The organism is Candidatus Poriferisocius sp., assembly GCF_965208475.1.
GTDB lineage: Bacteria > Actinomycetota > Acidimicrobiia > Acidimicrobiales > Bin134 > Poriferisocius.
The window spans coordinates 834,624-848,347 of record NZ_OZ242338.1 but is presented as its reverse complement, the minus strand read 5'-3'; the positions used below and the strand labels follow the sequence as shown (position 1 = coordinate 848,347).

Genomic DNA, 13,724 nt, shown 5'->3' with positions numbered 1-13,724 from the left:
GCAGCCCTGCAAGAGCTCAAAGGCAAGGTTGCGGTGGTGACCGGGGCGGCCAGCGGGATCGGGTTCTAGGGGCGCTTCGGGGTTTGCCAGGAACACTGGACTAAATTCTCGTCATGGCTGTAGTGGATCATGCTCCCCGTCTTCCCCTGTTCGACACCCTCGACTTCGACGACTTCCATGCCGAAGATCTGCCCCGGCGGCTGGCCGCGGGCCATGGAGCGCTGGCCGCGGGCATAGGGGCCGGGGCTCTGGTCGAGAGCTTCGCCTGGCGGCTGACCGACGGGCGGTCGATTACCTATGCGATCGGCGAAAACGGTGTTGAGCTCCGCCCCGGCGACGACGCCGAACTGGTGGTGGAGGTCAGCGAGCAGGACTGGTCGAACTACGTGGCCGAGCTGTGGACCTGGGTCGGCTTGCTGTATGCCGAGGCCGCCGAGATGGTTAGGGGCGATTTCGGGCTGTTCGAGGACTTCGAGCCGGTGCTGTTGGCCATGTACCACGGTCGCCCCCTGTATGAGGGATGGGCGCCCACGGTGGACCTCTCACGGAGCTTCACCCTTGACGACGACCACGAGGAGATGGGCCGGTTCCTCGATGAGGCCGGGTTCCTCCACATCCGCGGTGTGTTCAGCGCCGAGGAGGTCGAGGCCCTGCGGGCCGAGGTGGAGCGCCAGCGAAGCGCGGCCACCCCCGAAGATCACCGCTCCTGGTGGGCCACCAACGCCGACAGCGAGGAAGTGTGCTGCCGGGTGACCCACATGGACGACCGCAGCGAGCTGATGCTCAGTCTAATAGGCGACCGCCGTTTGGACGCCATCGGCGCGCTCGGCGGAGACGACTTCGCCGCCTATCCCGAGCGGGGCGACGGCGTGTCGGTGGTCGTCAAGCTGCCCAGCATCGTGGAGGGCCTGGCCGATTTGCCCTGGCATCGGGACTGCGGCACCGGCGGGCACTCCATCACCTGTCCTGCGGTGAGCATCGGCATCCAGCTCGACGAGTGTACCGAGGCCAACGGCCAGCTCCACTACCTGGCCGGCTCGAACAAGTCGTCCAACCGGGCTCGCCAGGTGCGCGACGACTGGCCCACGGTGGCCATCAGCGCCTCGCCCGGCGACGTCACCGTCCACTACGGCCACACCATGCACGGCGCCCCGCCCCCCACTGACGCCCCCGCCTCCGGTGGCCGCCGCACCATCTACGTTGGCTACCACAAGCCCATCTGGGCCGAGTTCATTCCCCCCGGCCAGGGCTACAACGACATCCTGTTCAAAGACGGCGGCCGCATCAAAAGCCCCGAGGAGTTCCAAGAGCAAAGCATCTGAGCAGCAGTCTGGCTGCCCGGCCGTTCAGCGAATCAGCAGTCGATCGACGATCTCTTCCAGCAGGGGCTCGAGTTTCTTGGCGATGGCGTCGGTGTCCTCGCTGAGGTAGTCGTGGGGGATCACCACTCGGGGGATGTCGGGCAGGCCCAGGGAGCGGGCCACGGTGTCTGCGGCCACGGTGAACGGCTCGGTGACCACGGTGACGGTGGGGATGCCCAGCCTTTCCAGATTGACGGCGTCGAGCACACTGCCCGACGTGCATGAGCCTCATTTGGCCAGGCCGTTGACCACCCCGGCGCAGGCCCGGAACGAGGCCAGCATGTCGTCGCCGGCCGGACGGCTGAGCACCGGCTTGTGCTGGCGGACCACCGCGGTCACGTCCAGGCGGTGGCGAAACTCCCGCTCCAGCACCTCGGTGTAGCGGGTGAAGTCGGGGCCCGAGGAGGGGTTGAATTCGTTGACCAAAAAGCCGATGGTCAGCGGTCCCTGGATGTGCCCTCGGCGGGGGGCCAGTTCGCCATCGTTTACCACCACCTCGCCCCGGGGATCCACCAGCTCGCCGATCAATTTCACGCCCTAATCCTGCCAGTTCTCTCAGTCGAGCGCCCGGCTCACTGCGTAGCCGCCCAGATTCCCCCATCCGGCGCACACCGCCATCCACGGGATCGACTCGGCGCCGGTGACCATCATGTGGATGTCCTCGGGCCGCTCGGTGACCGGCACCAGCGTGTCGGGGTCGTCGGCGTCTACCCAGTCAGGCCACCAGGCATAGGGAGCAACGCCGGGGGAGAGCAGGTCGCCGATGCGCCGCCGGGCCTGCTGCCACAGTTCTTCTTGCACGGCGGCCCGGTCGTAGCCCTGTTCGGCCAGGTGGCGAGCCTCGTTGGGAGTGAGCACCACCAAGGTCTCACCCATGGTGTGGCTGTTGTTGCATCCCTTGATGGCCATGGCATCGGCCAACTGAGCCAGGCGGTTGACGGGGGAGTCGTCGGCGCCCCACATGGCCACGCTGGTGGGGGACTCGCAGGCGAACACAGTGATCCCGCTATCTGATTCGACGCCGCGGGCCTGGTGCAGGGCGGGCCACGGGCTGTTGGGCGACTCAGCCACGCAGAAGGCGTAGCGGCCGGGGTGGCCGAACACCTCTTTGACCGGCTCGCCGGGGGTGGCCCCGCCGACGTTCCACAACAGCAGCTTGACGGCTCGGCCGATGGCCGCATTGGCGTGGGCCCCGCCGCCGCTGAACACCGACTCGGCATGGGCCATTTCGAGCCGCTCCACCGCCGGCCCCGACACGATGACCAACGGCCAGCATGGATGGGTGGTGGTGACCACCCCCCGCAGGTTGAAGCGGTCCTCCAGCATGGCCTCGACGGCGGCCAGCACCACCTCGAAGTGCTCGGGCTTGCAGCCGGCCATGACCGCGTTGGCCGCTACCACTTCAACGGTGGCCGCCCCGCCCCTGGGCGGAATGGCTCCGAGCAACTGGCCAGGATCTCGGCCCGAGGCGGCCACCAGGGCGTCGACCGCCGCTCGGGTGGGGGGATACACCGGCAGCCCATCGGTCAGTCCATCGGCGTGGGCCAGCTCCACCCACTCCTCGATGGTCTCAGCGGTGATCACCAGATGCTCCGGCATTCCACGAAGCTAACCCGTCAGCCCCCTCGAGCGTTTGTTTCCCGCTCGTGTTGGTTGGCCCCTCTGGGGTGCGGTGGCCCGCGCCGGACGGGCAGTGCGTAGTCTTCTGCCCATGGTCAGCCTTGGAGTCCTGCCCCACATGCACGAGTCGGTCATCACCGACCCCCGCTGGCTCACCCAGTTCGCCCAAGCGATGGACCAAGAGGGGGTGGAGTCGATCTGGACGGTGGAGCACGTGGTGGTGGCCAACAACTACGAGCCCCGCTATTCGTACTCGGAGTCGGGCCGCATGCCCGGCGCCCCCGGCGTGGTGATGCCCGACCCGCTGGAGATGCTGGCGTTCATGGCCTCGGTGACCGAGCGGGTGCGGTTGGGTACCGGCGTGGTGGTGCTGCCCCTGCACCCGCCGGCGGTGATGGCCAAGCGGGTGGCCACCCTCGACGTCCTCAGCGGAGGTCGGGTGATCCTCGGAGTGGGCAGCGGCTGGCAGGTCGAGGAGTACGCCGCCTGCGGGGTGCCCTATGAGGGACGCGGCGATCGTCTGGACGAGTGCATCGGCGCATTGCGAGAGCTATGGGCTCCCGGCTACCGCAGCTACGAATCCAACGCAGTGAGTTTCACCGAGTGCGAGAGCCTGCCCAATCCGGCCCGGCCCGGAGGCCCGCCCATCGTCATCGGGGGCAGCACCGGCCGAGCGGCCCGGCGAGCCGGGCGCATCGGCGACGGCTTCTATCCTTATGTGATCTCACCGGATGACTATGCCGACCGGGTGGCCACCATTCGGGCCACCGCCGTTGAGCACGGCCGAGATCCCGGCGCAATCGAGATGACCGTGTGGCCGGGCAGCTTCCAGCAGGGCGGATCATTCGACCTGGGGCTCATCGAGAAATATGCCGCATCGGGCCTCGACCGGCTGATCGTGTCGGTCGCAGAGTCGGGGAGCACCGATATCGACGACATCCGGCGCTTTGTCGGCCGCTACCAGGGCGAAGTCCTGGACAAGATCGGAGGATAACCATGGCACTGACCACCCAGATCGGCGACGTGAAGGTAATCCTGGTGCGGGAAACCCTGCAACCGGTTTCGGCAGAGGGCATGTATGTGGAGCCCGACATGGGAGTGTTCGAGGCCAACGCCGACTGGCTGGCGCCCCACTTCTTGGACGAGTCCGGCGACCTGGCCCTGTCCATCCACGCCCTGGTGCTGGAGTCCCAGGGCCAGACCATCATGGTGGACACCTGCATCGGCAACCGCCCCATCGAGATGGTCCCCCAGATGAGCCATCTGAGCAACGGTTTCCTCGACGAGTTGGCCGCCGCCGGCTATGAGCCCGCCGATATCGACATCGTGCTATGCACCCACCTGCACTTCGACCACGTGGGCTGGAACACGATCATGGTGGACGGCCAGTGGGTGCCCACCTTTGCCGATGCCCGCTACCTGTTCAACCGCACCGAGTACGAGTACTGGGACTCCGGCGCCGAGGGCGCCGCGATTACTTTCGGCGATGCGGTGCGCCCCGTGCTGGAAGCAGGGCTGGCCGATCTGGTGGGCAGCGACCACGCGGTTACCGATGAGGTCAGCCTCGAGCCCTCGCCCGGTCACACCCCCGGCCATGTCAGCGTTCGCATCTCCTCTGCCGGCCAAGAGGCGGTGATAACTGGCGATCTCGTCCACCACCCCGTGCAATTCGTCGCCCCCGAGTGGGTGATGACCGCCGACGACAACCCGCCCCAAGCCTCCGCCACCCGAGTGGAGTTCCGTCAGCGCTACGCCGACTCCGGCGTCCTCATCTTCGGCACCCACTTCGCCGGCCCCAGCTGCGGCCACCTCTCAAATGCCGACGGCCGCTGGGTGTTCACCGCGAAGACGTAGCCACCGCGAAACCGATGGTTGCAGAGGATTGCGCCCCGCGATATGTTGGCGCTCAAACACTCGGGGACGGTGTACGAGGTCCCCCTCCAAAGACAGATGATTCCGAGGAGGCTGGTTATGCCTGCGAGTGAGCCCATTGGCGAGGATCGGCGTTTGGCCTTGATGCAACGTCTGACCGAGGTCTTGGGAGAGGAGGAGGCCAGAACACTCATGGAGAGCCTTCCCCCCACCTTCTGGTACCACCTCGCCACCAAAGACGACCTCAAAGCTCTTGATGGACGAATCCAAGCCAAATTCGATGGAGTCGATGCGAAGTTCGATGGAGTCGATGCGAAGTTCGAAGGAATCGATGCCAAGTTCGAAGGAATCGATGCCAGATTCGAAGGAATCGATGCCAGATTCGAGAAAGTCGATGGCGAGTTCGCCAAGGTTTATGGCGAGTTCGCGCTAGTGCGGAGCGAGATGGAGAAGAACAAGGGTGAGATCGCGCTGATGATCGCCAATCAAACCCGCACGCTGGTATTCATTCTGGTCGGATTCGCCGTGACGATTTGGGGTTCAATCCTGGCCGTCGGCCTCAACTGACGCTGCCTCCGACGACGGTGGCGCGGACCATCGTGCGGGGGAGTGGCGGCGCATGATCCCCTTTGTGCCAGATGCGGCTGCTCTCAACCCGAAGCGTCGCGTTCGGCAAAGATGTCGGTGGCGATCTCGAAGGCCTTCATGGCCGCGGGAAAACCGGCGTAGATGGCGGCCTGGATCATGACCTCGCAGATCTCCTCTCGGCTGAGGCCGAAGGAGTCCAAGCCCATGATGATGTGCTCGCGGATGGCGAACTCGTTTCCCAATGCGGTCATCATGGCGATAGTGGCCAGGCTGCGCTCCCGTCGGCTCAGCACCGGCCGGCCCCACACTGCTGAGGGGCCGGCCCTCAACATCTCCATCACGTCGTCGCGGACTTCCTCGGGGATCGGCAGGCGGCTGAGTACATCAGGTTGGCGGGGTTCGGTCATGGCCCGACCGTACTCCAAGCTGGAAATCCCGCGGCTGAAATCCACGGTGCTGCTTCTGCGGCCTGCGACTCCCAGGTATCGTGAGTCGGGTGAAGGGATTAGCAGATTGAGTCGCAAACGCAATCGAAAATCGGGCAGCAGATACACCCCCAGGGGCACCAGCCCGCGATCTCCCAAGCAGTCGCAGCATCCTCAGCGGTTGACAAGAGGCGCCGAGTTTCTGCTCCACGATGCCGGCAGAGCCATAGACGAGATCCAGAGTCTCAATGAATCCGACGTCTGGGCTTCATCCATACAGTCCGCCTTTCGGCCTTCCGCCTTCGAAACGGCGCCGTTCTGCGACGTGTTCGATGCCCTTTCTGCTGCGTCCGGGCGAGGCGGCAATGCGGCCGCCGCGCTGGCAGCCGCGATTGCGGTCTACGGGCCCGTGGCTGCCCGGCCCCGCGCGCGGCGGCTATACCTCCGGCTGGTCGAGCGCGGCGTGGAGGTCCCGGAATGGGTGGAGTCGCTGGGCATCGCCACGCCTGTCAAGGCAATCTGTTTCACCGACGAGTGGGACGATGAGCGCCTTGTAAGTATCGACTTCACCCGTCCTGACGGAACGACGATCGGATTGTTCGTTGTGGTTGAACTCCTGCTGGGAGGTGTCGCCCACAACTTCGGCAGCTTCGCGAACGCAGAAGAGTTCCGGACGGCTGTCTCCGATATCGAGTCCGGCATGGCAGTCGAGGTCGACTTGGCGGAAGCCCGGGCCATTGTCGAGGCCGGGTTGCGCCAGCGTGAATCCTGGTCAAAGGAGTTGCTCGATGTTGAGGACGACGAAGAGGAAGCCAGGGAGGTATACGAGTCCGACGAGGACTTGCTGGCTCTGGTAGAGCAGTGGATCACTCTGCTGCCCGATGGGGGCGACACGGCCGTGCCCAGTGAAATTGACCCGGATGCGGTCGGCGAGATGGTTGCCGACTTCTTCATGCAGCAGAACGGCGAGATCTCCTCGTGGGAAGGCGAAGCAGTCATCGACATCTGCTCTTTCAGCTCTTCGTGCTACAAGAGCGACTTGCTCACCTGGAGCCCGAAGAAGACCCTCGCGCTGTTGATCAGATGGGAATACACCGACCGTGGCGAGGATCAGGACGGCCGCAAGGGCATGGAGTCGGTGCTGCCCAAATGGCTGGAGTACAGCGCCCAGAGGCGAGGGCTGGACCCTGAGGGGCTGGATGTCAATCTCTATGTGGCCGACAGGTACTTCAGGGTCACTCGCCGCCGGGCCTTGGCACTACCAGGCGCCGACCATGGGGGCTGTCAGCATTTCGGCTGCATGGAGGACGCGGATATCGACTACTCAAACCGGGAGGCTGTCCGCGCCTGGGCCGAGCGGCGCTAGGGCCTTTGGGCGCTATTCGCATAGATCGGCAACGAGGTGCGGTAACTTGCCCGGTATCCCTACAGCAGAGCGGGAGGTGGGTTCCAGGTGCCCGATGGGAGGCCGAAGAAGCAAAAGCCCGGCAGCGGGGCATCCCCCGCCTCTCAGGGGGCTACCACTGGCTTTGAAGCCGAGCTATGGCAGGCGGCCAACACGCTGAGGGGCAGCATGGATGCGGCCGAGTACAAACACGTGGTGCTGGGCCTGGTCTTCCTCAAGTACGTGTCGGATGCCTTCGAGGAGCGGAGGGCCGAGCTGGACGGCGAAATCGACGAAGGGGCCGACCCCGAAGACCCCGACGAGTACCGGGCCCACAACGTCTTCTGGGTGCCTCCAGAAGCCCGCTGGGCCGAGTTGAAGGCCGATGCCCGCCAGTCCTATATCGGCGAGACGGTGGATGAGGCGATGGAGGCCATTGAGCGGGCCAACCCGGCGCTGAAAGACGTGCTGCCCAAGGATTACGCCCGTCCTGTTCTCGACAAGCAGCGGCTGGGCCAGCTCATAGACTTGGTGAGCAACATCGCCATCGGCACCGCCGAAGCCCGCTCAAAGGATGTGCTTGGCCGGGTGTATGAGTACTTCCTGTCGCAGTTCGCCAGCGCCGAGGGCAAGCGCGGCGGGGAATTTTACACGCCGCGCTGTGTGGTCAAGCTGCTGGTGGAGATGATCGAGCCCTACCGGGGCCGGGTGTACGACCCGTGCTGCGGCTCGTCGGGGATGTTCGTGCAGTCGGTGGAGTTCATCTCAGCCCACGCCACCGGCAATGGCAACGGAGGCGCCCAGCCCCAGGGCACCCGTCGGGACATTTCCATCTACGGACAGGAGGCCAACTACACGACCTGGCGGCTGGCCAAGATGAACCTTGCCATCCGGGGCATCGAGGGCCAGATCGCCCAGGGCGACAGCTTCCACAACGACCTGCACCCCGACCTGAAGGCCGACTTCATCCTGGCCAACCCGCCGTTCAACATCTCCGACTGGGGCGGCGACCGGCTGACCGACGACAAGCGCTGGAGGTACGGCGTGCCCCCCAAGCGCAACGCCAACTTCGCCTGGGTGCAGCACATGGTCCACCACCTGGCCCCCGCCGGAATCGCCGGCTTTGTGTTGGCCAACGGCTCGATGTCGTCGCAGCAGTCGGGGGAGGGGGAGATCCGCAAGAACCTGGTGGAGGCCGATCTGGTGGATTGCATGGTGGCGCTTCCCGGCCAGCTCTTCTACTCCACCCAGATTCCCGCCTGCCTGTGGTTTGTGGCCCGAGACCGCCAGCGCGCAGGAGAGATACTCTTCATCGACGCCCGGGAGATGGGCGCCATGGTCGACCGCACCCACCGTGAGTTCACCGACGACGACATCACCCGAATTGCCGACACTTACCACACCTGGCGGGACAGTTCAGCCGGCTACGCCGACGCTCCCGGTTTTTGCAAGGCCGTTACCCTCGAGGAAATCCGCAGACACGAACACATCCTCACCCCCGGCCGCTACGTAGGCACCAAACCCCGAGAAGAAGACGACGAACCCTTCGAAGAGAAGATGCGCCGCCTGACCGCTAAGTGGCGCGAGCAACAGAGAGAATCCGCTCGACTGGATGCCGTCATCGAGGCCAACCTGGATAGCCTGGGTTTCTGAATGGCACAGATCGACTACACCAAGTTCCAGATGTCGCTGGAGCGTCTCGTGGAACAGCATGAGAACTATCTGACTTCCAACCCCTCGAGGTCGACGTTGGACCTAGAGGGGGTCGCTGAATCTGTCATTCAACGATTCGAGACATGTTATGACTGTCTGTGGAAGGTGTTGAAGCGATACTTGGGCGAAGAACTCGCAATACCCGACACCCCGAACAGCCCGAAGCCGATCTTGAAACTTGCTGCCGAAAACAATTTGTTTGATGTGCCATTGGATCAATGGTTGGATTATGCCCAAGCTCGTACTGACACATCCCATGACTACGATGGCGCAAAGGCGCAGGCTTGCTTAGAGTTGGCTGGCCACTTCATTAGTGATGCTATCGACCTGCTCCAAACTATGACGGGCGAGCCATGGGATTGAGCACGGCCATCGACCTCACCGTTGACCACCAAGAGACCGTAGTAGCCCTTATTCAGAAACACCTGCCCAACACTACTGCTTGGGCCTACGGCTCGCGAGTAAAGTGGACTTCTCACCCAAATTCAGACTTAGACATTGTCATCTTTGCACCTCCTGAACGATTACGCCAGGTTTCTGAGTTGCGGGATGCGTTTAGCGAGAGCAATCTGCCATTCCGAGTTGATCTATTTGTTTGGGACGCAGTTCCTGACACATTTCGGAAAAATATCGAAAATAATCATATGGTATTGGTAGAGTCTCCTAATATGACTGCGCTAAAGGACATAGTCGATCTGAGAATTAGCAGTGTTGACAACAAGATAAATGACGACGAGTATTCTGTAGCTATTTGCAACTATATAGATGTCTACAAGAATAGCTTCATTCAACCCGATATCCAGTTTATGGGTGGTACAGCTACTGAAGTAGAGATTTCAAAGTTTACACTAAAACAAGAAGATGTGATTATCACTAAGGACTCCGAGCAGTATGATGATATAGGTGTACCGGCACTAATGCGCCACGAGATAGACAACCTAGTTTGCGGCTATCGTCTGGCAATTCTCCGTCCTGACACATCGAAGGTTTACGGTTCCTATTTATATTACGCTCTGAATACGGTTGAAGCAAGAGATCAATTTCATTCTTATGCCAATGGGGTGAAGAAATTCGGGTTGAGGAAAGCAGATATTGGTCGATTAGAAATTCCCTTACCAGATATATCCAGACAGCGGACTGTAGCGGATATGCTAGTAGTACTAGACGACAACATTGATCTAAACCGCCGAATGAACCACACATTGGAAGAGATGGCTGCTCTTCTATATCGGGAGTGGTTTGTGTACTTCCGGTTTCCGGGGCATGAGGATGTCGGGCTGGTCGACTCCGATCTCGGCCCGATCCCCGAGGGGTGGGAAGTGGCTCCGCTGATCGAGATGTGTTCATTTGTCATGGGCCAATCGCCGAGATCGGAGCACTACAACGACATCGGAGAAGGGCTTCCGTTCCATCAGGGTGTGACCGGCTTTGGACCGAGGTATCCGAGCCACACCAAGTGGACGACGGTGGACAAGAGAGTTGCCGAACCCGGAGACATCTTGTTCAGCGTCAGGGCACCTGTGGGGCGCATCAATTTGGCTCCTGACCGTCTTGTGGTCGGCCGGGGACTCAGTGCAATCCGAGACTCGGATGGACATCAGAATTTCCTGTTGATGCAGCTGAAAGACAGATTTGCTGTTGAAGACTCAACCGGCGGTGGAACAGTCTTCAAAGCTGTGACCAAAAGGGATATGGAGTCAATTATGTTGCTGAAGCCAATGACTTCCCTCGTCAAGAAATTTGAAGCTGCGGTTGCACCGTTGGAGGACTTGATCGCGAACCTCTCTCGACAGAGCGTTCTTCTCCGCGAGGCTCGAGACCTGCTTCTGCCACGTTTGATTTCGGGCGAGTTGGATGTGTCGGAGCTTGATTTGGAGTTGGAGGCTTCGGTGGTGTGAGCGGAGCTCGGCTGGGTGAGGGCATTTGTAGGATCTTCGCGCTAATGGTGGGGCCGGGGCCGTACTCGACGCGGGGGCTGCGCAGCTGAGTAGAGGATTTGGCGAACCGATCTTTCTTTGGCCCTAGGACCAGAACAAGGCCTTGCCAGCCCGCAGGGACCGGTTTGTCTGTGCCCAGTGCTGAGGCAGGAGTGCATCGACCGTTTGAAATGAGCCGTTGTCTACCCTGGGTTTTCTGCCTTGAATAGGAGGATGAGGGTGTGTTCTCTGATGCCAATATGATTCCTGAGTCGACCAGTGGATCTTGCTGCTTCTTGGAGATGCGATGACCGGACTGATCGAGGCTGATGTCGAGGAGTTGGCCCTCGACTGTCTGCGGAGCCTGGGATGGGGAGTGGTCCATGGGCGGGACATCGCACCCGCCATAGCAGGGGCCGAACGGGATGACTACGGGCAGGTGGTGTTGGCGGGAAGGCTGCGGGCTGCGCTGGTGCGGCTGAATCCCGATGTGCCGGATGAGGCTCGACAAGATGCGGCCCGCAAGCTGGTCCATCCCGAGGGGGCGACGCTGGAGGCTCGCAATCGGGCCTTTCACCGCATGGCGGTGGAGGGGGTGGCGGTGGAGTACCGCGATGACGGCGGGCGCGTCCGGGGGGCGCAGGTGCGGGTGTTCGACTTCGACGGTCCTCAGAACAACGACTGGCTCGCCGTCAACCAGTTCACGGTGGTGGAGGACAAGCACGAGCGCCGACTCGACATCTTGCTCTTCGTGAACGGCCTGCCTCTCGGGGTGATCGAGTTGAAGAACCCGACTGATGCCGAGGCCACGGTGTGGGCCGCGTGGCAGCAACTCCAGACCTACAAGGCCGAGTTGCCCACACTCTTCTCGATGAACGAGGCCCTCGTGGTGTCTGATGGGCTGGAGGCCCGAATCGGCACGCTGACCGCGGGACGGGAGTGGTTCAAGCCGTGGCGCACCGCCTCCGGAGAAGGTGAGGCGGCTCCGTCGGTGCCCCAGCTTCAGGTTCTGCTGGAAGGGGTGTGCGCTCCCGAGCGGTTCTTGGCCTTGGTGCGCGACTTCATCGTGTTCGAGGATGACGGCAGCGGACAGATGGCCAAGAAGATGGCGGGTTATCACCAGCTCCACGCCGTCGAAGCTGCGGTGGGCGAGACGTTGCGGGCGGCCCGGCTCCAAGGCGGGTTAGAGCCCGTGGGCGATGGTGCCGACTCTGGCGCTGAGGGCCGCAAGCCAGGCGGGGTGCCGGGAGACCGGCGCATCGGGGTGGTCTGGCATACCCAGGGGTCGGGACCAAGAAGCGCCTTGCTCTTATCGCCGGCGACATCGTGGATCACTTCGAGAAGCGCCTAGAGAGCATGGAGGGCAAGGCCATGGTGGTGTGCATGAGCCGGCGCATCTGCGTGGACCTCTATCAGGAGCTGATCCGGCTGCATCCCGACTGGCACCATGACGAAGACGGCCTAGGTGAGATCAAGGTGGTGATGACCGGATCGGCATCTGATCCGGTCGAATGGCAGCAGCACATCCGCAACAAGCCCAGGCGTGAGGCATTGGCCAATCGCTTTCGCGATCCTGCCGATCCGCTGCGGATCGTACTTGTGCGCGATATGTGGCTCACCGGTTTCGACGCACCGAGCCTGCACACGATGTACGTGGACAAGCCCATGCGAGGTCATGGGCTCATGCAGGCGATCGCCCGAGTGAACCGGGTTTTCAGCGACAAACCGGGTGGGCTGGTGGTGGACTATCTGGGTCTTGCCCACGAATTGAAAAAGGCCCTGGCCACCTACACCCAAAGTGGAGGCCGAGGAGACACCGTGCTCAATCAGGCCGACGCGATTGCGGTCATGCAAGAGAAGTATGAGATCTGCTGCGGGCTTTTCCATGGCTTCGACTGGTCGCTGTGGATCACAGGCACACCCGAGCAGCGGCTCGGCCTGCTGCCCCCTGCTCAAGAGCACATTTTGGCCCAAGAAGACGGCAAGGACCGGTGCATGCAAGCTGTACGCGAGCTGTCGCAAGCCTTTGCGTTGGCAGTGCCAAGCGATGAAGCGCTTGCCATCCGTGACGACGTGGCCTTCTTCCAGGCTGTGCGGGCCGCCTTGTCCAAGCGGGCGCCGGCCGATGCCCGCCCTGAGGAAGATCTGGATCACGCGGTACGTCAGATCATCTCCAAAGCGGTGGCATCCGAAGAAGTAGTGGATATCTTTGCCGCTGCCGGGTTGGGCAAGCCGGACATCTCGATCCTGTCTGAGGAGTTCCTAGTCGAGGTGCAGGGAATGCCTCAGCGAAACTTGGCGGTGGAACTATTGCAGAAGCTGTTGAAGGGCGAGATCAACTCTCGTCGTCGCCGCAATGTGGTCCAGGCTAAGTCCTTCGCTGAAATGCTTGAGCAGACGATACGCCGCTACCAGAACCGGGCTATCGAGGCAGCCCAGGTGATTGAGGAATTGATCCAGCTTGCCCGGGAGATCAATGCTGCCGGGCAACGGGGCGAGAAACTGGGTCTTTCTGAGGACGAACTGGCCTTCTACGATGCCCTTGGCGTCAACGACAGCGCCGTCGCTGTCCTCGGCGACGAAGTCCTATGCCAGATCGCCGGGGAGCTGGTCGAAACCGTGCGCAACAGCGTGACCATTGACTGGACCCTGCGTGAGAACGTGAGAGCCGACATCCGCCGCATGGTCAAACGCGTCCTCCGCAAGCACAACTACCCGCCCGACAAACAGGAGCAAGCCACACTAACCGTTCTAGAGCAAGCCGAAGTCGTATCCGCTGCCTGGGCAGCATGAGGATCAGCCACGGCCAGTGGGGTGTTAGCCGTCGAGTCCGGTAGTTTGGACA

Annotated in this window: 11 protein-coding genes and 2 pseudogenes; 9 read left to right on the top strand and 4 right to left on the bottom strand. The window is 62.3% G+C overall.

Annotation, left to right across the window (positions count from 1 at the left end):
* The first annotated feature begins 113 nt into the window (after positions 1–113).
* The gene (locus tag ACOGXA_RS03980) at positions 114–1,322 is read left to right on the top strand and encodes a phytanoyl-CoA dioxygenase family protein (RefSeq protein ID WP_419925986.1); all 1,209 of its coding nucleotides are present in this window, start codon (positions 114–116) and stop codon (positions 1,320–1,322) included.
* A 24-nt stretch (positions 1,323–1,346) separates the two neighbouring features.
* Here ACOGXA_RS03980 and ACOGXA_RS03975 read toward each other — a convergent pair.
* The 3 genes and pseudogenes from ACOGXA_RS03975 to ACOGXA_RS03965 form a co-directional block, all read right to left on the bottom strand.
* A pseudogene (locus ACOGXA_RS03975) lies at positions 1,347–1,577 on the bottom strand (UGSC family (seleno)protein); the annotation flags it as partial.
* A 12-nt stretch (positions 1,578–1,589) separates the two neighbouring features.
* Entirely contained in the window at positions 1,590–1,895 is a 306-nt protein-coding gene (locus ACOGXA_RS03970; protein WP_419925985.1) for a hypothetical protein, read from the bottom strand.
* Positions 1,896–1,916: 21 nt separating this feature from the next.
* Positions 1,917–2,960, bottom strand: coding sequence for a hypothetical protein (locus ACOGXA_RS03965; RefSeq protein ID WP_419925984.1), 1,044 nt, complete (start codon positions 2,958–2,960; stop codon positions 1,917–1,919).
* Positions 2,961–3,072: 112 nt separating this feature from the next.
* On the opposite strand from ACOGXA_RS03965, the gene ACOGXA_RS03960 reads away from it, so the two are divergent.
* The 3 genes from ACOGXA_RS03960 (at position 3,073) to ACOGXA_RS03950 (ending at position 5,420) form a co-directional block, all read left to right on the top strand.
* On the top strand, positions 3,073–3,975 hold the full coding sequence (locus ACOGXA_RS03960; protein WP_419925983.1) for an LLM class F420-dependent oxidoreductase: 903 nt from the start codon (positions 3,073–3,075) through the stop codon (positions 3,973–3,975).
* A gap of 2 nt (positions 3,976–3,977) precedes the next feature.
* A complete protein-coding gene (locus tag ACOGXA_RS03955) occupies positions 3,978–4,835 on the top strand; it encodes an MBL fold metallo-hydrolase (protein WP_419925982.1) in 858 nt (285 codons plus the stop codon).
* Positions 4,836–4,988: 153 nt separating this feature from the next.
* Positions 4,989–5,420 (top strand): hypothetical protein, encoded by a 432-nt coding sequence (locus ACOGXA_RS03950; RefSeq protein WP_419925981.1) that lies wholly within the window; start codon positions 4,989–4,991, stop codon positions 5,418–5,420.
* Positions 5,421–5,503: 83 nt separating this feature from the next.
* Here ACOGXA_RS03950 and ACOGXA_RS03945 read toward each other — a convergent pair whose 3' ends face one another.
* Entirely contained in the window at positions 5,504–5,848 is a 345-nt protein-coding gene (locus ACOGXA_RS03945) for a carboxymuconolactone decarboxylase family protein (RefSeq protein ID WP_419925980.1), read from the bottom strand.
* Positions 5,849–6,047: 199 nt separating this feature from the next.
* Here ACOGXA_RS03945 and ACOGXA_RS03940 point away from each other — a divergent pair, with 199 nt between their 5' ends.
* The 5 genes and pseudogenes from ACOGXA_RS03940 (at position 6,048) to ACOGXA_RS03920 (ending at position 13,672) form a co-directional block, all read left to right on the top strand.
* Positions 6,048–7,232 (top strand): hypothetical protein, encoded by a 1,185-nt coding sequence (locus tag ACOGXA_RS03940; RefSeq protein ID WP_419925979.1) that lies wholly within the window; start codon positions 6,048–6,050, stop codon positions 7,230–7,232.
* 87 nt (positions 7,233–7,319) lie between these two features.
* The gene (locus ACOGXA_RS03935; protein WP_419925978.1) at positions 7,320–8,903 is read left to right on the top strand and encodes a type I restriction-modification system subunit M; all 1,584 of its coding nucleotides are present in this window, start codon (positions 7,320–7,322) and stop codon (positions 8,901–8,903) included.
* Positions 8,904–9,326: a nucleotidyltransferase substrate binding protein gene (locus ACOGXA_RS03930; RefSeq protein ID WP_419925977.1), complete on the top strand. Its 423-nt coding sequence runs from the start codon at positions 8,904–8,906 to the stop codon at positions 9,324–9,326.
* Positions 9,317–10,861: a restriction endonuclease subunit S gene (locus ACOGXA_RS03925; protein ID WP_419925976.1), complete on the top strand. Its 1,545-nt coding sequence runs from the start codon at positions 9,317–9,319 to the stop codon at positions 10,859–10,861. The genes ACOGXA_RS03930 and ACOGXA_RS03925 overlap by 10 nt, the downstream gene beginning before the upstream one ends.
* 325 nt (positions 10,862–11,186) lie before the next feature.
* Positions 11,187–13,672 (top strand): annotated as a pseudogene (locus ACOGXA_RS03920) (type I restriction endonuclease subunit R).
* Positions 13,673–13,724: the final 52 nt, after the last annotated feature.